At 62.6% G+C, this 20,988-nt stretch carries 14 protein-coding genes and 2 pseudogenes; 12 read left to right on the top strand and 4 right to left on the bottom strand.

Going from position 1 to position 20,988, the window contains the following annotated elements; genetic code table 11:
• Positions 1-11 precede the first annotated feature (11 nt).
• From ACQCSZ_RS26025 to ACQCSZ_RS26010, 4 genes are all read left to right on the top strand, one after another.
• Positions 12-1,220, top strand: a complete 1,209-nt coding sequence (locus tag ACQCSZ_RS26025) for an alpha-hydroxy-acid oxidizing protein (RefSeq protein ID WP_427008714.1) — start codon at positions 12-14, stop codon at positions 1,218-1,220.
• Between the two features lie 86 nt (positions 1,221-1,306).
• A complete protein-coding gene (locus ACQCSZ_RS26020; RefSeq protein WP_427008713.1) occupies positions 1,307-1,783 on the top strand; it encodes an acyl-CoA thioesterase in 477 nt (158 codons plus the stop codon).
• On the top strand, positions 1,780-3,501 hold the full coding sequence (locus ACQCSZ_RS26015; RefSeq protein WP_427008712.1) for a thiamine pyrophosphate-binding protein: 1,722 nt from the start codon (positions 1,780-1,782) through the stop codon (positions 3,499-3,501). Before ACQCSZ_RS26020 ends, ACQCSZ_RS26015 begins: the two co-directional genes overlap by 4 nt.
• Positions 3,502-3,583: 82 nt before the next feature.
• The gene (locus ACQCSZ_RS26010) at positions 3,584-4,501 is read left to right on the top strand and encodes a PaaX family transcriptional regulator (RefSeq protein WP_427008711.1); all 918 of its coding nucleotides are present in this window, start codon (positions 3,584-3,586) and stop codon (positions 4,499-4,501) included.
• Between the two features lie 70 nt (positions 4,502-4,571).
• Here ACQCSZ_RS26010 and ACQCSZ_RS26005 read toward each other — a convergent pair whose 3' ends face one another.
• Entirely contained in the window at positions 4,572-4,970 is a 399-nt protein-coding gene (locus ACQCSZ_RS26005; RefSeq protein ID WP_427008710.1) for a RidA family protein, read from the bottom strand.
• A gap of 130 nt (positions 4,971-5,100) precedes the next feature.
• On the opposite strand from ACQCSZ_RS26005, the gene ACQCSZ_RS26000 reads away from it, so the two are divergent.
• The 5 genes from ACQCSZ_RS26000 to ACQCSZ_RS25980 are packed head-to-tail and all read left to right on the top strand — an operon-like array spanning position 5,101 to position 11,473.
• Positions 5,101-5,991: a fumarylacetoacetate hydrolase family protein gene (locus ACQCSZ_RS26000; RefSeq protein WP_427008709.1), complete on the top strand. Its 891-nt coding sequence runs from the start codon at positions 5,101-5,103 to the stop codon at positions 5,989-5,991.
• Positions 5,988-6,470, top strand: a complete 483-nt coding sequence (locus ACQCSZ_RS25995; protein ID WP_427008708.1) for a cupin domain-containing protein — start codon at positions 5,988-5,990, stop codon at positions 6,468-6,470. The genes ACQCSZ_RS26000 and ACQCSZ_RS25995 overlap by 4 nt, the downstream gene beginning before the upstream one ends.
• A gap of 5 nt (positions 6,471-6,475) precedes the next feature.
• Positions 6,476-7,348: an acyl-CoA thioesterase gene (locus ACQCSZ_RS25990; protein ID WP_427008804.1), complete on the top strand. Its 873-nt coding sequence runs from the start codon at positions 6,476-6,478 to the stop codon at positions 7,346-7,348.
• A gap of 58 nt (positions 7,349-7,406) precedes the next feature.
• Complete coding sequence (locus ACQCSZ_RS25985) at positions 7,407-9,059, top strand: AMP-binding protein (RefSeq protein WP_427008707.1); 1,653 nt, start codon at positions 7,407-7,409, stop codon at positions 9,057-9,059.
• An 11-nt stretch (positions 9,060-9,070) separates the two neighbouring features.
• Positions 9,071-11,473 (top strand): bifunctional salicylyl-CoA 5-hydroxylase/oxidoreductase, encoded by a 2,403-nt coding sequence (locus ACQCSZ_RS25980; protein ID WP_427008706.1) that lies wholly within the window; start codon positions 9,071-9,073, stop codon positions 11,471-11,473.
• A 434-nt stretch (positions 11,474-11,907) separates the two neighbouring features.
• On the opposite strand, the pseudogene ACQCSZ_RS25975 reads toward ACQCSZ_RS25980, so the two are convergent.
• Positions 11,908-12,129: pseudogene (locus tag ACQCSZ_RS25975) on the bottom strand (hypothetical protein); the annotation flags it as partial.
• A gap of 384 nt (positions 12,130-12,513) precedes the next feature.
• Here ACQCSZ_RS25975 and ACQCSZ_RS25970 point away from each other — a divergent pair.
• A pseudogene (locus ACQCSZ_RS25970) lies at positions 12,514-13,023 on the top strand (IS630 family transposase); the annotation flags it as partial.
• 52 nt (positions 13,024-13,075) lie between these two features.
• Here the strand turns inward: ACQCSZ_RS25970 and ACQCSZ_RS25965 are convergent.
• The gene (locus tag ACQCSZ_RS25965) at positions 13,076-15,223 is read right to left on the bottom strand and encodes a glycogen debranching N-terminal domain-containing protein (RefSeq protein WP_427008705.1); all 2,148 of its coding nucleotides are present in this window, start codon (positions 15,221-15,223) and stop codon (positions 13,076-13,078) included.
• Between the two features lie 383 nt (positions 15,224-15,606).
• On the bottom strand, positions 15,607-16,170 hold the full coding sequence (locus ACQCSZ_RS25960; RefSeq protein WP_427008803.1) for a recombinase family protein: 564 nt from the start codon (positions 16,168-16,170) through the stop codon (positions 15,607-15,609).
• 238 nt (positions 16,171-16,408) lie between these two features.
• On the opposite strand from ACQCSZ_RS25960, the gene ACQCSZ_RS25955 reads away from it, so the two are divergent.
• The gene (locus ACQCSZ_RS25955; RefSeq protein ID WP_427008704.1) at positions 16,409-17,647 is read left to right on the top strand and encodes a hypothetical protein; all 1,239 of its coding nucleotides are present in this window, start codon (positions 16,409-16,411) and stop codon (positions 17,645-17,647) included.
• A gap of 388 nt (positions 17,648-18,035) precedes the next feature.
• On the top strand, positions 18,036-20,819 hold the full coding sequence (locus ACQCSZ_RS25950; RefSeq protein ID WP_427008703.1) for a class I SAM-dependent DNA methyltransferase: 2,784 nt from the start codon (positions 18,036-18,038) through the stop codon (positions 20,817-20,819).
• Positions 20,820-20,988 lie beyond the last annotated feature (169 nt).

The raw sequence follows: 20,988 nt of genomic DNA, 5'->3' as shown, positions 1-20,988 counted from the left end.
GGAACCCGAGAATGTTTCTTGAAAAGCACCGGCCCTTCGAATCGGTCGCCGCCATTCGCGCCGCCGCCGAACGGTTCCTTCCCGCCCCGGCCGTGAGCCTGCTGGACGGCGGCAACCAGGCCGGGACGACAGCTTCGGCCAATGCCCGGATTTTTGATGAGATCATGCTGCGCAGCCGGCTGTGCCAAGCGCGTCATGAAGTGTGCACAAAAGCCCAGGTTGCCGGATTCGCGGCCAGCCTCCCGCTGATGATCGCCCCTGTCGCCGCGCAGGGTCTGGCCCCCGGTGCTGAACTCGGTCAAGCCCGGGCCTGCGCCAAGGCTGGAATCCCGCTGGGCGTGAGCAATTTCGCCTCCGTACCGTGGCGCGAGCTGACTGATGCTGGCGCCGACGTCGTTGCCCAGTTCTACTGGGTGGATGGGCGGGAGCGCATGGCGGAGCGGCTGGCGCGGGCCCGCGCGGCAGGTGTCACCTCAATTATCCTGACCCTGGACTGGACATTTCCCGCCGGCCGCGATTGGGGCACCCCTGCCATGCCAAAAGCGCTGGGCTGGAGGGAGGCGCTGGAATGGGGCCCGGCCGCATTGTCCAGGCCGTCCTGGTTCCTGCCGTTTGTGGTGAAGAAGTCGATGCCTCCTCTGCGGGCGCCCAACTTTGCCGATTCCGTTGACGCGGATCCGACCTTCCCCGGTGTCATGGCCCGCTGGAAAAACACCGCCTATCCAAGGTGGGACGACGTGGCCTGGCTGCGTGAACAGTGGGACGGGCAGCTGTCCGTGAAGGGCATACTCGAGCCTGACGATGCCGTGGCGGCCGTGGCGGCCGGAGCCAACGCCGTCGTTGTCTCCAACCATGGTGGCAACGACATGGATTCGGTGGTGCCCAGCTTGGCCGCGCTGCCCGCCGTCGCCGCCGCCGTGGGTGGCTCTGTCCCGGTGATGTTCGACGGCGGCATCCGCCGTGGCGCTGACGTCATCAAGGCGCTGGCACTTGGGGCAGACTCGGTCCTACTTGGCCGTGCGGCGGCCTGGGCCACGGCTGCTCGAGGCGAACAAGGCGTCGCCGAACTGCTGGGCCTCTTCGACCGCGACATCCGGCAGACGCTCCGCTCCATCGGAGTATCCAGTGTCAAGGAGCTTTCCGTGGACCATCTGCGCCAGACCCCGGCCTTCAAGGGTCTGGCCGGCGCCTTCGCCGGTGAAGTCCCCGGACAAAAGTAATATCTACAAAATAGAACGATCGTCAGAAAAGTGACATACCATGATGGTGGATGCCTACCGCCATCCGGTCCGGGGAAGGAGGAATCATGGACGATCAGGGGGTGCTCGCCCTGGCCCGGACGAGCCTGGAGCGCACGGTCGAATGGATCGATACCGATGCCGCCGGTCACCAGCACAATTCGGCCATCCTTCGGTGGGTGGAGGCGGCCGAGGCGGAACTGTTCCGCCGACTCGGCGTTCCGGAGTACTTTCCGGTGGCCCCAAGGGTCCACCAAAGCACCAACTTCAAAGCCAAACTCAGGTTCGGCCAGCGCATCACGGTCGAGGTGGCCATCGTGGCCATTGGCCGGACCTCCATGACCTTCACGTTCCTGGTGACCGGGCACGCATTCGAGGGCCACGCCGCCGGCACCGCCGCCCACGGGACGTTCACCACCGTGCACGTCCCAGTGGGCCAGGTGCGGCCAGCGGGGTGGCCCCCGAATATTCGACAGGCCATCACTGCCCCGCGCCAGGACGAAACCGCAGAACCCATCGCATCCTTCGCTAGGAGAACACCATGACAGTCACCATCCCGCAGACAGATCTCCCTGCTGGCGGCGCCGACACCGCACCGGCAGCAGCAGGAACGATTAGCGTGGCCGAGCTCGTCGGAGCGACGCTGGCACGGTTGGGCGTGGGGCATGCGTTCGGCGTGGTGGGCAGCGGGAACTACGTGGTGACAAACGCCTTGCGGCGCAATGGCGTCCCATACACCGCGGCACGCCACGAGGGCGGCGCCGCCACCATGGCGGATGCCTACGGGCGCATGTCCGGTCGCGTCGGTGTTGTATCAACGCACCAAGGCTGCGGACTGACCAATGCCACCACGGGCATTGGCGAGGCCGCCAAGAGCCGCACCCCGATGATCGTGGTCACCGCCGACACCGCAGCGGCCGCGACCCGTTCGAACTTCAAGATTGACCAGGATGCGCTGGCCCGCAGCGTCGGTGCCGTGGCCGAACGCGTCCACTCGGCCGCCAGCGCCGTCGCTGACACCGTCCGTGCCTACCGAACCGCTGTCAACGACCGGCGCACCGTCGTATTGTCTTTGCCCACCGACATCCAGGCCCAGCAGGTCGACGTGTCGACCATCGGCGAGCTCGCCGACCTCCATCTGCCGCAGGCCGTCAAGCCCAATGACGCCGCAGTCGCCGCCCTGGCTGACACCCTCCGGGCCGCCCGGCGTCCCGTATTTGTCGCCGGGCGCGGGGCCAGGGACGCCGGGCGGGAAATTCTTGCACTGGCCCAGGAAACGGGAGCGCTGGTGGCCACGTCGGCCGTCGCGCATGGACTCTTCACCGGAGACCCGTTCAATGTGGGGATTTCGGGTGGGTTTTCCTCACCGTTCACGGCCGCTATCATTGCCGACGCTGATTTGATTGTCGGCTTCGGCTGTGCCTTGAACATGTGGACCATGCGCCATGGATCGCTGATCGGCCCGGACGCCAAAGTGGTCCAGGTGGATATCGAGGACTCCGGGCTTGCGGCAAACCGCCCAATCGACCTCGGTGTGCTGGGGGACTGCGCCCAGACGGCCGCGGCTGTGCTGTCCGTTCTTCAGGCCGGAGGCCACCGGTCCACAGGCCTGCGCACGCCCGCCATGGCGCACACCATCGCCGAGCACTCACGGTGGAACTCGGAGGACCTTGTGGACTTGTCGACGCCGGACACCATTGACCCTCGCATCCTCAGCCGCGAGCTTGACCGCATGCTGCCCGTCGAGCGCATCGTATCCGTGGACTCCGGGAACTTCATGGGTTACCCCAGCGCCTACCTGGCCGTGCCCGATGAATTCGGGTTCTGCTTCACCCAGGCATTCCAATCCATCGGGTTGGGCCTGTACACAGCTATCGGCGCCGCGGCTGCGAGGCCCGACAGGTTGCCTGTGCTCGGCGCCGGCGACGGCGGGTTCCTGATGTCCATCGCCGAACTGGAAACAGTGGTCCGGCAGAAAATCCCGATGGTTGTCATCGTGTACAACGATTCGGCCTACGGCGCCGAAGTCCACCACTTCCAGGGCGACCCGGCCGACCTGGACGTTGTGCGGTTCCCGCAAGTGGACATTGCCGCCATTGCGTGCGGATATGGGGCAGAGGGAGTGGTGGTCCGTTCCACCGCCGATCTGGCTGGCGTGTCGCGCTGGCTCGACGGGCCACGCAACAAGCCCTTGGTCATCGACGCCCGCATCGCCGCCGACGGCGGCGCCTGGTGGCTCGCCGAAGCGTTCAAGGGACACTGAGAATGGACGCTGAGGCGATTGGGCACTGCGGAAATGCGATACTACGAAGGAGGATGCCGCCGCCATCCTTCTTCATAGTCCGATGAACCCGATGAACCCGATGGAAACGAGGGCAGCACCATTGTTTAGCATCCCGTCCCCGCCCATCCGGCACCAGCAAATCATCGTGACGATCTTCGGCCTGTACAGCCGCGCAGACGGCGGAATCATGCCGGTGTCGCTGTTGATCAGCATGCTGAACGAGCTCGGGTATGATGCGCCGGGTGTGCGTTCCTCCGTGTCCCGCCTCAAGGCCCGTGGCGTGCTGCAGAGTGCTAAGTCGGGCAGCCAAGCCGGATACCGGCTCTCTTCGGAGATTCTGGACACCTTCGAAGAGGGTGACAAGCGCATCTTTTCACCGTCGCGGACCACACCCGGCGATCCGTGGGTTTTGGCGATTTTCTCGGTCCCCGAGAAACTGCGCAATCTGCGCCATCAATTGCGCAGCGAACTCGCAGCCATGGGGTTCGGGTCCATGAGCTCCGGAGTGTGGATAGCCCCGGCGGTGGTCTTGGAACAGACCCGTCGCCGGCTCCAGGCCCGTGAGCTGGATCAATTCGTGGACTTCTTCCAGGGCGACTATCTGATGAAGGGCCCTATGCGCCCGAAAGTCGACCAGTGGTGGGACCTGGACGTCTTGGACCAGCAGTTCGCGGACTTCCTGGACCTCTATGGCAACGCGGTGGACCTTTGGTCCGGAGAATTGGGCACTGATCCCGTCGCCGCGCTGGCCCGCTCCACCGAATCACAACGCCGGCACTGTTTCAGGTACTACGTGCCCATGCTCACCCTCTGGCGCCGCTTTCCTTACCAGGATCCGAGCCTGTCGCTTGACTACATGCCGAAGGGGTGGAAGGGCCCGCAAGCCCGCCAAACCTTTGTGCGCACGCATGAACTGATCTCACCACTGGCCGCGGAGTTCGCACGCGAACTCGCCGATGAGCGGGTTTTGGCGACCTGATCGGCAACGGCAAAGGGGCTTGACGGCACATGGTGTGCTGTCAGGCCCCCTTTGTCGTTCCGTCGGGACGTTATCGTTCCTGAATGACTGCGACGCCCTGAATTTCAATCACGGCGTCCTTCTGCCACAGGCGGCTGACACCGATGCCCGCCATCGCGGGGTAGCGGCTTCCCGCCATCTCGCGCCAGATCCGGCCAATCTCGCGGCCGTTGGCCATATAGTCATCGACGTCGGTCAAGTAGATCGTCAAGCTGACCAGATCCTCCGGGTGGCCGCCGGCCTCTGCGAGGGTGGCCAGAACATTGGAGAATGCCTGGCGGAACTGGTCCACGACGCCGCCGGGGACGATGTTCATGTCCGCATCCAGTGCGGTTTGTCCGCCGAGATAGACGGTGTTGCCGGCCAGTATGCCGTGGGCGTACCCGGATGGCCTGGGCAGTGAATCGGGATTGACGGTCACATTGCTCATGCTGTTCCTCCTTGATAGTCGCTTCGCCGGCCTCCAATTTAGGCCTGTTCAGATCCTTGAAGCCATGTTACATTGAGCTTACGTGACGACCGCAAAAAAGTCGACATATAGATTTGGAGAGGGGCACTGCGTGAAGGTTGCTACCGTTCGCAACGGCGATGGCAGTACGACGGCGGCAGTCGAGGTCGGAATGGAGGCTTACCTTCCGCTCCCGGCAGCGGACGTCGGAGCACTGCTGCAAAACGGCAATTGGCGTGACGTCGCCGCAGCAGCCGTCCAGGGAGGCGGCCCGGTCCGCACCGGAACTGCAGTCCAGCTGGCACCACTCCTCCCGCAGGCGGCAAAGGTGATCTGCTGCGGCCTCAACTACGGCGACCACATCGCGGAGATGGGCCGGGAGCTGCCGAAGTATCCGACCTTGTTTGCCAAGTTTGCCGACTCACTGGCCGGCGCCAACGACAGAATCGACATCCACGGCAGTACCCAGATCGATTGGGAGGCAGAGCTTGCCGTCGTTGTCGGCGCCACGCTCCGACGCGCTGATGAGCAGACCGCCGCCGCCGCGATCGCTGGTTACACGGTGGCCAACGACGTGTCAATGCGCGACTGGCAGAACCGGACCCTGCAGTGGTTCCAGGGAAAGGCGTTCGACGCCAGCACGCCCGTCGGTCCGGCCATGGTGAGCGCCGACGAATTCCCTGCAGGGCACGCGTTCGCCGTCCGCGGCTACGTCAACGGCGAACTTGTCCAGTCCGGCAACACAGCGACACTGGTCTACGGGCCAGCCCGGCTGCTCGCCTACATTTCCCAATTCACCACCCTGCGCGCTGGCGACCTCGTCCTTACCGGGACGCCCGGCGGAGTCGGGATGGGCATGAGGCCGCCGCGATTCATGAACGACGGCGACGTGCTGCGCACCGAAATCGATGGGATCGGAGCATTGGAGAACATGATCCGCATCCATCCGGCAGGAACCAACACACCACTGCTGAAAACCACGACGAAGGAGTCTGTGTCATGACCAACACAACCGCGCAATACCGCACCGAAGGCGATAACTCGATCTACGCCCAGCCGGACGGCCAGGTCATCCCCGTGGTAACGCATGCCGGCGACGAGGACACGAATACGGCCCAGTCCGGTGACTGCGTCCGTGTCTCCGGCGTGAGCATCCAGCACACGCCAGCGACCAAGCTCTGGTTCGGCCAGGTATCCAACACCCCAGGCTACCGCTCACTGCCGCACCACCATGGCGAGGCGGAGACCGGCGGCTACGTGCTGCGCGGGCACGGACGCATCTACTACGGCGAAAACTACCAGCAGTTCCAAGACATGAGGGCCGGCGACTGGGTCTTCGTCCCGCCCTTCATGCCCCACGTCGAGGCCAACATGTCAGTGACAGAGGAACTGGTCTGGCTGACTGCCAGAACACCGGAGAACATCGTGGTGAATCTGGAGGACGTCGACGACGTCATCCTGGCCGACTACCGGAGGGCCTAATGGCTGTGGAGACGCAAACCCTCTCGGCCCAGACGTTCCTGAAGGCCGTGGAACTGACCCCGGTCGACCCGGGCCACGCGGACGAGGCCTACGAGGCGACCACCCAGTACGTACCGTGGCCGAAGGCGTATGGCGGGGACATGGTGGCACAATCGGCGGCCGCGATGATGCGCTCAGTCGGCGCGGACCGGATCATGCATTCGATGCACAGCTATTTCATGCGGCCGGTCGACGTCGGATCGGTGGTCCGATACGAGGTCGAGCACCTGCGTGACGGCCGGGGCTACTCCACTCGCAGCGTGCGCGGCTTCCAGAACAGCAAGACCGTGTTCGCTGCGATGGGTTCCTTCCAGGTTCCCGAGGTGGGGCCCGACTTCCAACCGCCCGCCCCCGCAGCTGTGGATCCGGCCACCCTTCGCGGCGCCGCTGAGGTCCTCAAGGGCGTCGACGGAGCAGCGGCGGCCTACTGGTCCAGCGGGCGCAGCTTCGACATGCGGCACGTCCCGGGTCCGGTGTACCTGGAATTGGAGGGCGGAGCCGTTGCACACCAGTGCGTGTGGGTGCGGGCGTTCGACGCGCTCCCGGACGACCCCGACCTGCAGCGAACCGCCCTGGCCTACGTGTGCGATTACACCATCCTTGAACCACTCCTGCGGGTGCGCTCGCTCACCTGGTCCACGCCCGGCCTGGCGACCGCCAGCCTGGACCACGCCATGTGGTTCCACCGTGACGGCCGTGCCGACGACTGGATCCTGTACGCCCAGGAAGCGGTATCCGGCCAGTCGAACAGGGGACTGGCGTTGGGCCGCTTCTTCGATCGCCAGGGCCGTCACCTGGCCACGGTCGCCCAAGAGGGCATGATCCGCTCCGCCCGCTGACACCTGCAATCTGACCCACCGTGATGATTTGACTCCCACAACATCGAAAGGATTGGCAATGACGTCATATTCGGCCCATGTGGACACCTACACCCGGGACCATCTCCCGCCCATCGAGAGCTGGCCGACCATCGAGTTCACCATCCCGGACGTACAGTACCCGGACCGGCTGAACGCGGCCGCGGTCCTCATCGACGACAGCACCAAAACATTCGGCCCGGACCGCATCGCCCTGCACTCCCCGGACGGGACCGTCTGGACCTATGGAGACCTCCTGCACCGGGCCAACCAGGTGGCGCAGGTGCTCACCGAAGATCTGGGCGTGGTGCCCGGAAACAGGGTTCTGTTGCGTGGGCCCAACAACCCCTGGCTGGTGGCCTGTTGGCTGGGCGTGCTGAAGGCTGGCGCCGTCGTCGTCACCACCATGCCGATGCTTCGCGCCGGCGAGGTGGCCACAACGATGGAGCTGACCAAACCCGTCGTCGCCATCTCCGACCACCGGTTCATCGGCGAACTGGTGGCGGCGGCCGGCAGCGCGGCCGTCGTGGCCTACGGGAGCGAGGACGATGCGGACCTGGTGTCCCGTTGCGCCGCCAAGAGCGGCGAGTTCATCAACGTGGACACGGCCGCCGACGACGTCGCACTGCTGGGGCCGACGTCGGGAACCACCGGGGTGCCCAAGGTGACCATGCACTTCCACCGGGACATCCTGGCCAATGCCGACACGTTCGCCCGCCACATCCTCCACCCCACGGCTGACGATGTTTTTGCCGGCTCTCCGCCGTTGGCGTTCACCTTCGGGCTCGGCGGACTGGTGGTCTTTCCCCTCCGCTTTGGTGCCTCGGCGTTGTTGACAGAGCGCGCCGGGCCGGTGGAACTGGCCGAATTGGCCGCCGCCGCCGGGGCCACCATCCTGCTCACCGCCCCCACCGCCTACCGGGCCATTCTCAAGGAGGGGCGGGGGGACCTGCTCAGCCGCCTGCGCATCGCCGTCTCGGCCGGGGAGCACCTGCCAAAGGACGTCTGGGAAGCGGTATACGCGGCCACCGGTGTCCGCCTGGTCAACGGCATTGGCTCGACCGAAATGTTGCACGTGTTTGTCTCCGCAGCAGGGGAGGATATCCGTCCCGGTGCCACCGGTAAAGCGGTCCCCGGCTTCCGGGCCACCATCCTGGACGACGACGGCAACGAACTCGGACCAAACCAGGTGGGCCGGCTCGCCGTGATCGGCCCGACGGGGTGCCGGTATCTGGACGATTCACGCCAGGCCAACTATGTGTGCAACGGCTGGAACGTCACCGGCGACACCTTCCTGCGAGACGACGAGGGGTACTTCCACTACCAGGCACGCTCGGACAACATGATCGTCTCCTCCGGGTACAACATCGGCGCCCCTGAGGTGGAGGCCGCGATCGACCAGCACCCCGACGTCGTCGAGAACGCCGTCGTGGCCCGTCCTGACGAAGAGCGCGGCTCCATCGTCTGCGCCTTCGTCGTGCTGCGTGAGGGCGTGAGCGGGGATGAGGCCAAGCGCAAGGAAATCCAGGACTTCGTCAAACAGGCGATAGCCCCCTACAAATACCCGCGCGACATCCAGTTCGTCGATGAACTGCCGCGCAATCCCAGCGGAAAATTGCAGCACTTCAAACTGCGCGACCGTGTCCGGGACGAAACCCATCAACTGGCCGACGCAACGCCGTCCAACGCCTAAGGAGACCAACCATGAAAATCGCAATCGTCGGCGGCGGCCCCGGGGGACTCTACTTCGCGGCCCTCATGAAGCAACTCGACCCCGCCCACCAGATCACCCTGTGGGAACGCAACGCGGCCAGCGACACCTTCGGGTTCGGCGTCGTCTTCTCTGATGAGACGCTTGGCGGAATCGGCAACGCCGATCCGGCCATCGCCGACTACATGAGCCGGCGATTCGCCCGGTGGTCCGACATCGACATCCACTTCAAGGGCGAGACCATGACCGTCGGCGGCCAGGGATTCGCCGCCATGAGCCGGAAGGAACTGCTCGAACTCCTGCAGCGCCGCTGTGCCGAGCTCGGCGTCGACCTGCGGTTCTCCACCGTGGCCCCCCCGGTGGAAGAACTGGCGGCTGGCTACGACATGGTCTTGGCCTCCGATGGCATCAACTCCCAAATCCGGGCCAAGTACGCCGAAACATTTAAGCCGGCCCTGGACCCGCGCCCGAACAAGTTCATGTGGTTGGGCACCGACCAGGTTTTCGAGGCCTTCAAGTTCTTCGTCAAGGACACCACCTGGGGCACCATGCAAATCCATGGGTACCCCTACTCGGACCAGGGTTCGACGTTCATCGTGGAGATGAGCGAGGAAGTCTGGCATGCCGCGGGCTTCGATGAGACTGCCGGGGACGTTTTTCCGCCCGGCGCATCGGACGAGAAAGCCATCGCCAAGATCCGCGAGATCTTCGCAGAGGAGCTGGGCGGCCACGAGGTACTGAAGAACAACTCGAAGTGGCTGAACTTCACCACCGTCCGCAACGCCACCTGGCAGTACGGGAACATCGTGCTCCTCGGCGACGCAGCACACACCGCGCACTTCTCCATCGGCTCCGGAACCAAGCTGGCGATGGAGGATTCCCTGGCCCTGGCCGCATGCCTCCATGAGCACCCCGACCTGGAATCTGCATTGACCGCGTACGAGGCCGAGCGACGTCCAGTGGTGGAATCCACCCAGCGCGCCGCCCAGGCGTCGTTGGAATGGTTCGAGCGGATCGGCCAGTACAAGGACCAGGACGCAACCCGCTTCGCCTTCAATCTGCTCACCCGCAGCCGTCGAATCACCCAGGAGAACCTGCGCCTGCGTGACCCCGGGTTTGCCGCACGCGTCGAGGCCGATTTCGCCGCCTTGCAGGGCAGCGCCGATGTTGTGCCCGCGATGTTCCAGCCGTACCGGATCGGAAACCTGGAACTGAAGAACCGCGTCGTCGTCTCACCCATGGACATGTATTCGGCGGTCGACGGCGTCCCCGGGGATTTCCACCTGGTCCATCTGGGATCCAAGGCACTCGGCGGGGCCGGCCTGGTGATGACGGAGATGGTGTGCGTGTCCGCCGAAGGCAGGATCACGCCCGGCTGCACCGGGCTGTACTCGGACGGACAACGGGACAGCTGGACGGGCATTGTGGACTTCGTCCACTCCCGTTCCACCGCCAAGATCGGTGCGCAAATCGGCCATTCCGGGCGCAAAGGGTCTACCCGCCTCATGTGGGACGGCATGGACAAACCTCTCGAAACGGGCAACTGGCAGGTGTCGGGGCCGTCGGCGGTGCCTTACGGCACCGAGAACCAGACACCGCTGGAACTGGACCGGGCCGGGATGGACGTGGTGGTGGCCGACTTTACAGCCGCCGCTGCGCGAGCCGACCAAGCCGGGTTCGACCTGTTGGAGGTCCACGCCGCGCATGGCTATTTGCTGTCCTCGTTCCTCTCGCCGGTGGCCAACAAGCGCACCGACGAATACGGCGGAAGCCTGGCAAACCGGCTGCGCTTCCCGTTGGAGGTCTTCGACGCCGTCCGTGCCGCATGGCCAGCAGACAAACCGCTCACAGTGCGCATCTCGGCCACCGACTGGATCGAGGGCGGCAACACCTCCGATGACGCAGTGGAGATCGCCCGGGCCTTCGTCGCACATGGAGCGGCCGGTATCGACGTCTCGACCGGACAGATCGCGGCGGAGGAGAAACCAGCCTTCGGACGCAGCTACCAAACGCCGTTCGCGGACCGCATCCGGCAGGAGGTGGCGGCCCCTGCAGGAGTGGCAGTCATCGCGGTAGGCGCCATTTCCACCTACGACGATGTCAACTCCATCCTGCTCGCCGGCCGCTGCGACCTGGTCGCTCTGGGGCGGACGCACCTGTACGACCCCCAATGGACCCTGCACGCGGCCGCCGAACAGGACTACAAGGGAGATGGAGCGGACTGGATCCCGCCGTTCCGGGCCGGACGCCGCAAGCCGCCCAGCACCCGCACCGACGCCGTGCGCCCCCGCCTTTCCCTGCTCACCGAACAGGACGCCAGCCAGGAGCCGACGCATCTTCGGTGGACGCCGGCCAAGGCAAACTCGGCGGAGGCTGAACCGGTGATGGCGCAGTAGGAACCACCGTCAAACCCAAGAAGGGCAGCACGGAAAATGCTGCCCTTCCTGGTTCTTATCTGGCGTTCCTTCAGGTTTGATACCGGTTTGGGACCGTTATGGTAGCTTGGACCGATCTGTTCGGCATGGTCGCCAGCGTAAACCGATCGTGACCATGCGGCACAGGGTGTGCAGGTTCTTTTGACCGGTGACGCATATCCAACCGGTAGCAATCGGCATAATGCTCAATCGGAGTTGGGTAGCCGCTCTAAGCCCAATACCGTTCAGTTAAGATTCTTGAATCTGGATTTGTGGCCCGTGCAGGGGTTGTGGCCAATGGGTGTGGTGCTCGCGTTTGGCTGCCCATTTGAGGACTTTGCGTTTGACGACGCGTGGGTTTGACCGTTTTCGGCGGGCGGAATTGAGGCGCTTGCCAGCCCGCAGATCGCTTGGCGCTAGGCGGCCTCGGCCTGGTCAGGGCGTTGAGGGGGAAAGGCGCCCTGGCCGGTCGAGCGGCGGGCTACGACGAACGAAACCCGGTCCGGGTAGCGGCCCGCATGGGCCGCTATCTCGGCCATCAGGCTGCGGATCGCGTAATGGCAGCAGAGGTGCCCCCAGATTTCTTGCTGGACGTGGCCGGGAGATTTGGAGCGCAGCACGGCGCGGGGCCCGCGCTGCAGACCCTTTCTATGGTTGTCAAGCGTGGCAGGGTTCGGATTTGTTGCGTTGAGTGTTCGGTAGATCCGTCGGGCGAGATAGCGTTTCACGCACCGGCGGATTTCCCTTTTGATCCGTCCATCGGCTTGTCGTCCGTCCGGCCTGGGACGCGGAATGCCTCATCCGTCCGAGCTCTGCGCAAGGGCAAACCTTGGGAGTATGAGCGTGACGGTGTAGCCGAGGGCTTCGAGTTGTCGGACGTGGCTGTGCTTTTTGGTATCCGGGTTGGTGGTGTGGCGGGTGAAGTAGTCGGTGCCGAGGTCATGGAATTGTGCGTCCGGGTCGGCGCAGGAGGTGCTAATGCCCTGCGCCTGAAATTCGTTTCCTAATTGTAAAGTTGGTGCATGGCGAATGTCGGGCGGCCGAAGGCGTTGCTGGAACTGACGGATGAGGAGCAGGCGACCCTCGTGCGGTGGTCCCGCCGGGCGAAGTCGTCCCAGGCGTTGGCGACGCGCTCGAAGATCGTTTTGGCCAGCGCCGAAGGGCTGACGAACGTGGCGGCCGCTGCCCGGTGCGGGGTCGAACCGCATACGGTGGCGAAATGGCGGCGGCGGTTCCTGGAACAGCGCTTGGACGGGATGGTCGACGAGCCCAGGCCGGGCCGGCCGGCCACGGTCACCGCCGAGGAGGTCGAGGACGTCGTGGTCGCGACCCTGGAATCGACGCCGAAGAACGCGACGCACTGGTCCCGGGCGAAGATGGCAGAACGGACCGGGCCTCGAAGTCCACGATCGGGCGGATCTGGAAGGCGTTTGAACTCAAGCCGCACCGCACTGACGGGTTCAAGCTCTCCACCGATCCGCAGTTCGTGGACAAGGTCTATGACGTTGGTCGGGCTCTACCTGAACCCGCCGATGATTCCCGCAAGGGTCATAAAGGCTACTTTGTGCAGTAGTACGGAAGCAGTCATTTCGTCCGGGTCAGGTTCAGGAGTTCCCGAAGGGCGGGGCGCGCTTCGAGCCGGAGTTTTATGGATTCCGGCAGCCCATCCACCGTAACGGAGTTCTGAGTGATGTTGATGGCGAGCCTGTGACCGGCAAACGGCACGTTGTCCACCCGGAATTGCCCGAACCCTCTTGGAAGTTCAGGCGCCAGCCATAGCTCATTCCAGGGAAGGGCAGGGTCGAACCGCATCAGCATACGGATCAGGTGGATCGGAGCCGCTGCGGCCCACGCCTGGGGTGAGCACGCCGCAGGATAGGGTACCGGAACTGGAAATCTAGTCCGGTCCAGTCCGCAGAACAGCTCCGGAAGCCGGCCGCCGAAGTGCTCGGCTGCTTCGAAGAGTCCGTAAGCGATTCTCTGGGCCTCTTCGATAAATCCGTATCTCATCAGCCCATGAGCTACCAGGGCGCTGTCGTGCGGCCAAACGGAACCGTTGTGATAACTGAGGGGATTGTAGGCGCCCATGGTGCTGGCTAGAGTGCGGATGCCCCAGCCGGTGAACATTTCCGGTGACATTAGGTGCTCCACTATCTGCGCTGCCTTGTCTGTGTCCACGATGCCCATCCAGAGGCAATGACCCATATTGGAGGCGAGGGCATCAACGGGTTTCTTATCCCCGTCCAGTGCGATGGCAAAATATCCCCGGTCGGGCAGCCAGAAGCGTTCGTTAAACGCCTCTTTCAGGCGGACTGCCTTGGCTGTCCAGAGATCCGCGGTCTCAGTGTCGCCGTCGTGCAGCGCCATCAAGGCACGCCCGACATAGGCCCCATACGTGTATGCCTGGACTTCGCACAGCGCTATAGGCCCCTGAGCGAGTGAGCCGTCGGCGAAATTGATGCCGTCCCACGAATCTTTCCAGCCCTGGTTGATCAGCCCGTGCTCAGTTTGCCGCTGGTATTCGACGAATCCGTCGCCATCACGGTCGCCGTAGTTCTCGATCCAGGCCAGGGCGCGGTCTGCGGCCGGCAGCAGGGCATGGACTGCATCTGTTTCCAGCCCCCAACGTCCCAGCTCGCTGAGGATTGCGACGAACAATGGGGTGGCATCGGCGGTTCCGTAGTAGATGCTGCGGCCGCCCAGGACGGACTCGGTGCTGGTACCCAGACGCACTTCATGGAGGATCCGGCCGGGCTCTTCTTCCGTGGCGGGGTTCACTTCCTTGCCTTGGTGGTCGGCCAGCGTCTGGAGGGTGCCCAGGGCCAAGGACGGATCCAGCAGGAGGGACATGAGGGATGAGAGCAGGCTGTCACGCCCGAACAGGGCCATGAACCATGGGGCGCCAGCCGCGGCCACGATGCGGTCGGGGTGGTCCGGATCAAAGATCCGGAGTGAACCGAGATCCTCCTGACTGCGCAAGATCGTATTTTGGACGGACGCGTCGCCCAGATTGGGGATGGGCATGGACATCCGCCAGGAGAAGAGGCGCTGCCGGGCCTCGGAGGAAACTCCACCAGTGCCGTATGCCGCCGTGGAAATCACCTCCTGCCCGTCCAGGTAGGGCGTGGCAGTGAACGCCTGGGTCCAGTTCCCGTGGGCAGGAATGGTGGGAGTAAAAAGGAGTCTGTGGGCCTCTAGAGCCGCGCCTGGTGCGCGGACGGCAAGCCCATGACGCCGGCCTGCCCCTTGACATTCAAGGAGGAGACTATCGCCCTCTATCCGGACCTCCTGCTGCCCCGGGCTGGCAGGCCTGCCATCCTTGACCTCGAAGAGATCGGCGAAGTCCGCCTTTACGGTCAGGGCTAGCCTGAAGGTGTTCGGCACCGCCAGGTGATTCTCGATCGTGATGGTTTCTGTAAGTCCGGCACCAATGATCCTTTCCCGCTCTATCAGCAACGGCGTGTCGGCGCTGCCGACGTGGCCGCTTACCCTACCTATAAACACGGCCCGGAAGGGTTCCAAGGCCGTCGCGGCAAGCGCCTCAAGCGGCGAGTCATCAACGCTGATGTTCCATTCGGTTATGTACCGGGTATCGTGAAAAAACGCGCCATGGGGACTCCCCGGGCGCATGTCACCGTTGGACGCAGTCAGACAAAACGAGGAGCCATCAAGGACTGTGACGGCTCCGGCGCCCGCGGGACCGGCGGCATTGTCGGCGTTCCAACCCGACATTTCGTGATCCTCCTAGCATCAGGCAATCGACCAAAGCGCCTGCACGCACCAATGCCGGGCGTCCGGCCGGCACGCATATCAGAACTATCGTCCTTGGCCCCAGAGGAAACAAGCCCTCGTCAGTTCCAACGCCTGAATGGTGGCTCCTCCAAGTGATGCTCCGGAGGTCAGGCGAGCGTCCGATAGCGGACAGCGTCACTCGAACGCCGGTAATGGAGATTTCGTCAGGCTCGGGCCACTCCGGCGATCGGCGGGCGCCGCTTTGGGGACCGCGGGTGTTGTCCTGTCTCATCCAAGGTGACCCAATCTCACTACAGTTGGCCCATCCCGCCAATCTGTCTTGTCATTTTCAGTACCCGCCTGCACGATTCGACCGCAGTGTTCTATTTGGGCTCTGGTTGAAGGTATTGGTAGACGGTTTGGCGGCTGACCCCGAATTCTCGTGCGAGTGAGGCTTTCGCTTCGCCAGCGGCGGCGCGCTGAATGAGCGCGGCCGCCTGCCCGGCGTTCAACATCTTGCCCCTGCCTTTGTAGACGCCGGCCTTCTTGGCCAAGGTGATGCCCTCGCGTTGGCGTTCCCGGATCAGGGCTCGTTCGAACTCGGCGAAGGCGCCCATGACGGAAAGCAAGAATGTGGCCATCGCGGTGTCGTCTCCGGTGAAGGTCAGGTTTTCCTTCACGAATACGACCTTCACCTTCTTGTCGTTGAGTCGCCGGACGATGGCGCGGAGGTCCTCGAGATTCCGGGCCAGGCGATCCATTGAATGCACCAGGACGGTGTCGCCGTCGCGGGCGAAGTCGATCAAGGCTTCCAGCTGTGGACGGTTCTGGTCTTTCCCGGATGCCTGGTCGGTGAAAACCCGGTCGAGCTGCTCGCCGTCGAGTTGCCGGATCGTGTTCTGGTCCAATGTGCTGACCCGCACGTAACCGAAAGTTTGACCAGTCATTGTTCCCATCCGCCCAAATAATGTCAGGCCAACTCTAAGAGCCTGCCGCTCACGTGTCAAGAAATTTTTATTCGGACCTCAGGTTGACACGTATTCATTGGGGTCGCGCTACAACGGGTTTACGTCTGTTTGGGGTATACCTCAGAATGACAGCGGGATGAGAGAAGACCCTTCCTCGAAACCTCTAGGTGGCGTCGTAGCGACCGTTGAAGGGTGAGCCATTTTGTAAGCTGGCGAAGTGAGTACTGAGGAATCCCCAGCGGACAAGACCAAGCTATTGCGAGAGGCAGCGAGCACGTTTCTCTCAGCCGCCTTCGCGGCCCTCACCGAGGAGCACGTGCTCCCGATCCCTCGGTGGCGGCCACACCTGCACGTGGGCCGAGACTACGAGGGTTCGGCTCTGATGTTTCTGCCTGAGTTTGAGAGATTCACGAAGGTACTCAAAGCTTTGTATACGCATCGCCTGGATCGGCCTCTGGCTGAGGGGCCGAGCGAGTACAGCAACCACTACGCCTTTGTCCTGCTGGAGGCTTGTATCGCTGAATTCGCAAGGTCTGGCGAATCGTATGATCCGGATTCGAACATCGTCGACGGCGTGATCGATGACCTCATTGCGGTTCTCGAAGCTGAGGAGTATGAACTCGTTTGTTGTCGTGCTGTCTCGCATCTCACAACCGAAGACGGCAGCCCAGCGCAGGTGGGGCGGTTTCTGATTTCCCCTGAACTCGAGCCAGCCGGCACATCTCGTCCCTTGAAAACGGTCATAGGAATGATTCCTTCGGCGAGGAGAGCCTTCGACCACCATCCTCCGTCGGCCTACGATCCGCCAATATCAGTCGTGACGGTGAGCGAAACGACGAAGGACAAGCCACAGCAGGTTATGAGCCGGCTCTCAGGCGATATTGAGAGGTTCCTTCTGCTGACGCGGCTCGTCTACGGAGCGACGACGCAGTCACACTGGCAAATCGTCGGACCTTCCACGCGTGTTGGCAGGATCGACCCTGTAGGGAAGTCATTCGTCGCTGATGGCGCCGGCCCGCAGTTTGTGCAGCGAGTGGCCACTCTTTCGGAAGCCCAGCAGAAAGCTTTTGATTCGCTCGACCGGATGCTCGACAGTACGGAGGTTGTCCGCAAAGGAAAAGTGACTACATCGTTCGACATGGCAGTCCACCGATTCTCCCGGAGCTATGCGAACAACGATGTGTTCGACGCCGTGGTAGATCTTGCGACCGCAATGGAGGCGATTCTGCTCGGAGGCAGCAGCAGTAAAAGCGACGTGGGGCTGAGGCTCAAGCTACGGGCGGCAGCGCTATTGGCCATTGACAATTGGCAACAGAAAATGATCCGGGACCAAAGATCTTCCGCGACATCACTGCCCTCTACGACATCCGATCGACATTGGTTCACGGGGGCTCGTTGGCTCATAAGGAAGTGGTCAAGTGTCTCCGCGGACTGTTTCCCGACTACGAGGATCTAATGTTTGGTGTTGCCTTTGCCAAGGCCGTTGACAGGTTTAGAGATCTCGTGCGGAGGGCAATATTGGCCCGAATCACCCTTGCTGATGGACCGGATCCGCTGTGGCGATTGGAAGAGGACCCAGGAATCGATGCGGCGCTCTCTGACGATGCGACTCGAGACCTTTGGCGGAACCGGTGGCACCGGACACTGTGTCCTCTGGGGCTCGGAGAGGCGGCACAGCCAGCTACAGCCCCAAAGGAATGAGGCCGCTTCTATAGGCACCAGGACGAGTGCTCACGGCAGGGTTGCGGTGATGGGCCTTCGCACGGGCCAAGTGGCAGCCGCTTACGGCTACCGTCCGGCCTCCGTGGTTGAATCAGTTGTACTTGCAACTAGATGGGGAACTGATGCACCGCACGCGTAACGACATCGTCGAATCTCTTAAGGCGTTCGTGGCCAGCTGGAGTGGCTATTCGGGAACGGAGCGTGCTGGCGCCCAGACCTTCGTTAACCAGCTTGTGCAGGCTTACACCGGAGTTGAAGACCCCCGGACGCTCGACGCCAGCCACGAGTCACATCTCCCCTTGGACGAGGGCCAGCGACATGGCTTCATTGACTTCTACTGGCCTGAAGTGGTTCTCGTAGAGATGAAGGGACCGAAAGAGTCGGTCCGCTTGGCCGAACATCGGCCTCAGATGCTCCGATACTGGAAGTACTGCGCAACTGAGGAAATTGCCGCTCCCCCGTTCACAGTCCTATGTTCCTTCGACCGTTTCGAGGTATGGGAGCCGGGCAGGTTCCCCAATGCGCCCAGGGATGTGTTCACCTTGGAGCAGCTGCCGGACTTCGTAGACTCCCTGGCGTTTCTGATGGGGCGCGGCAAAGTTCCGACGTACGGGGGACCCGGCCGGAAGATCACGGTCGGCGCCAGCGCGGACATGATCGCTCTGTTCAACCGGTTGTATGACCGCTTCCACGACCGCGAGGAATACGGGCTCAAGGATGACGACCTTCGCCGATTCATCATCCAGACAACATGGACCCTCTTCGCCGAAGACCTGGGCCTCATTCCGGAGAACCGATTCGCCAACCTCATCAGGGACCTTTCTGCCGACTCCCGGGGAGCGAAGCAGCGCATCCCCGGGAGAGAAGTTCAGTCCTTCCTCGCTGCAATGAACTCCCGTAATGCAATCGATCGCAGTGAGGGGTTCCTCGCGGGACTCCCCTACGTGAACGGCGGACTTCTTGAATCAGTCCCATACGTCCCGCTGAACAGCTTTGACCTCGATCTGCTCGTGCAGGCGTCGAGGTACGACTGGCGTTACGTGAACCCGACCATTTTTGGCTCCCTCTTCGAGGGATGCCTGGGCGACCGCCGCAGGCAGTTCGGGGCGCACTACACGCATGAGCAGGACATCATGCAGATCGTGGAACCGACGATCCTGAAGCCTTGGCGCGAGCGGATCGACGGCACCCAGGATTACAAGAAGCTTGAGCTTGTCCTCAAGGAGTTGTGCCAGTTCAAGGTGCTCGACCCGGCCTGTGGATCAGGGAACTTCCTCTACGTGGCCTACCGAGAAATCCGCCGCCTTGAGCACTATCTCAAAGACCGGATCGACGACCTCAAGCATGCGGCAGGCAAGCCCCTGTCTATGCACCTTGAGTTCTACCCGATTGAAAACCTGTACGGAATCGAGATTGAACCCTTCGCCGTACAGATTGCACGGCTCACGATCTGGATGGGTCATGCGCAGATGGCCAGAGAGATGAACGTGCAGGGCGATGACCCGCTGCCGCTGCACAACCTTGACACCATCATCGAGGCCGATGCACTCAAGGCGGATTGGCCTGACGTTGACGCGATCATTGGAAACCCGCCTTTCATAGGAAGCCAGCACATCCGACGCCATAACGGGGATGACTACATCGAGTTCCTGAAGAAAGAGTTCCAGTGCGGAATTGTCGACTTGTGCGTGTACTGGTTTCGAAAAGCCAACAATCATTTGGGAGATGGTAAACGAGCTGGCCTCGTTGCTACCAACTCCGTCACCCAGAACAAGGCCCGCAAGGCATCTCTGGAGTTCGTTGTAGCCAATGGCGGGATCATCACTGAAGCCACCTCTTCGCAGCCTTGGCCCGGCGAAGCGAACGTTCATGTCTCAATCGTCAACTGGGTCAAGAAGCCGAAGTCGATCCTGTCTGACCCAATACTGGACAAGGTTCCTACGCAGGCGATCACATCCTCTCTAAAAGCTGGGCTCCTACGGCAGGCGCCGTCAGTTTTGTCCGGCAACGCAGGTCTCGCTTTTCAGGGCTGTATTCCTGTAGGGAAGGGATTCCTGATCACTGAGCAGGAGGCCACAGCGCTCCTTAGCTTGACTGATGCTGACTATGCGGACGTCGTGAAGCGCCATCTAGGAAGCGATGACATTGCTAATAACCCCACCCAGGTTCCTCAGGGGTGGATTATCGATTTTGGAACGCGAGACCTAGAAGACTGCATGGCGTATCCTGCCGCATTGAAAATCGTCAGGGAGCGGGTTAAGCCCGTTCGCGACAAGAACCGACGTCAGACCACGAGAGACCGCTGGTGGCGTCATGGCGAGGCGCGTCCCGCCATGCGCCAAGCAATCGAGGACCTGAGCCGATTTATTTCCGTCGGGCGCCACGGGAAACGGTTACTGTTCATTTGGGGCGAAAAGAGTTGGTGCCCCAGCGATGCGACAAACCTTATTGCCCGTGATGATGACTGGTCCTTCGGCGTGCTGACATCGTCCATACATGAAGCCTGGACAAGGGAACATGGTTCGACTCTCGAGGATCGGCTGCGGTATACCCCGTCATCGACCTTCGAGACTTTTCCCTTCCCGGACCCTTCATCCGCCGCCTCGGACAAGATACAGCAGGGGGCCAGAGACGTTGTCGTCGAGCGAGCGAATGCCTGTAGCAAACTCGTCTCCATGGGAAAAAAGCAGGCGGGATTGACCGCAGCCTACAACGCAATGGACGAGGGAGCCTTCGCTGACCTGCGGGCAGCGCACAAGCACCTAGACGAAGCAGTGTGTAAATCGTACGGCTGGCCCACTTCCGTTCTTGATGATCGTGCGGAGATCGTAGAAATGCTCTATGCGTTAAACACCAAACTCGCCGCGGATCCAACTGATTACCATCCGTTCAGAGAGAAGAAATGACGTACCTCGCCTCTCAAGTGCCCGCGGAGAAAGAGTTCGACGGACGGCCCCGTTGGTCAGAGGGCGGGGTGGCGCCGACCCAAGACCGTTTTCAGGGGAAACGCCGGGCGCGTGGCCTGGTCCGCAGCGTCCCCTCTTGGTTGTATTCTCAGTTTCTTTTCTAGTATGT

Source organism: Pseudarthrobacter sp. H2 (genome assembly GCF_050157045.1).
GTDB lineage: Bacteria > Actinomycetota > Actinomycetes > Actinomycetales > Micrococcaceae > Arthrobacter.
This window is presented reverse-complemented; position numbering and strand designations above follow the sequence as displayed.

Bases quoted from the DNA above. Each gene is read 5' to 3' on its own strand.
- ACQCSZ_RS26025 (WP_427008714.1), top strand. From the start codon at position 12: ATGTTTCTTGAAAAGCACCGGCCCTTCGAATCGGTCGCCGCCATTCGC.
- ACQCSZ_RS26020 (WP_427008713.1), top strand. From the start codon at position 1,307: ATGGACGATCAGGGGGTGCTCGCCCTGGCCCGGACGAGCCTGGAGCGC.
- ACQCSZ_RS26015 (WP_427008712.1), top strand. From the start codon at position 1,780: ATGACAGTCACCATCCCGCAGACAGATCTCCCTGCTGGCGGCGCCGAC.
- ACQCSZ_RS26010 (WP_427008711.1), top strand. From the start codon at position 3,584: ATGAACCCGATGAACCCGATGGAAACGAGGGCAGCACCATTGTTTAGC.
- ACQCSZ_RS26005 (WP_427008710.1), bottom strand. From the start codon at position 4,970: ATGAGCAATGTGACCGTCAATCCCGATTCACTGCCCAGGCCATCCGGG.
- ACQCSZ_RS25995 (WP_427008708.1), top strand. From the start codon at position 5,988: ATGACCAACACAACCGCGCAATACCGCACCGAAGGCGATAACTCGATC.
- ACQCSZ_RS25985 (WP_427008707.1), top strand. From the start codon at position 7,407: ATGACGTCATATTCGGCCCATGTGGACACCTACACCCGGGACCATCTC.
- ACQCSZ_RS25980 (WP_427008706.1), top strand. From the start codon at position 9,071: ATGAAAATCGCAATCGTCGGCGGCGGCCCCGGGGGACTCTACTTCGCG.
- ACQCSZ_RS25965 (WP_427008705.1), bottom strand. From the start codon at position 15,223: ATGTCGGGTTGGAACGCCGACAATGCCGCCGGTCCCGCGGGCGCCGGA.
- ACQCSZ_RS25960 (WP_427008803.1), bottom strand. From the start codon at position 16,170: ATGACTGGTCAAACTTTCGGTTACGTGCGGGTCAGCACATTGGACCAG.
- ACQCSZ_RS25950 (WP_427008703.1), top strand. From the start codon at position 18,036: ATGCACCGCACGCGTAACGACATCGTCGAATCTCTTAAGGCGTTCGTG.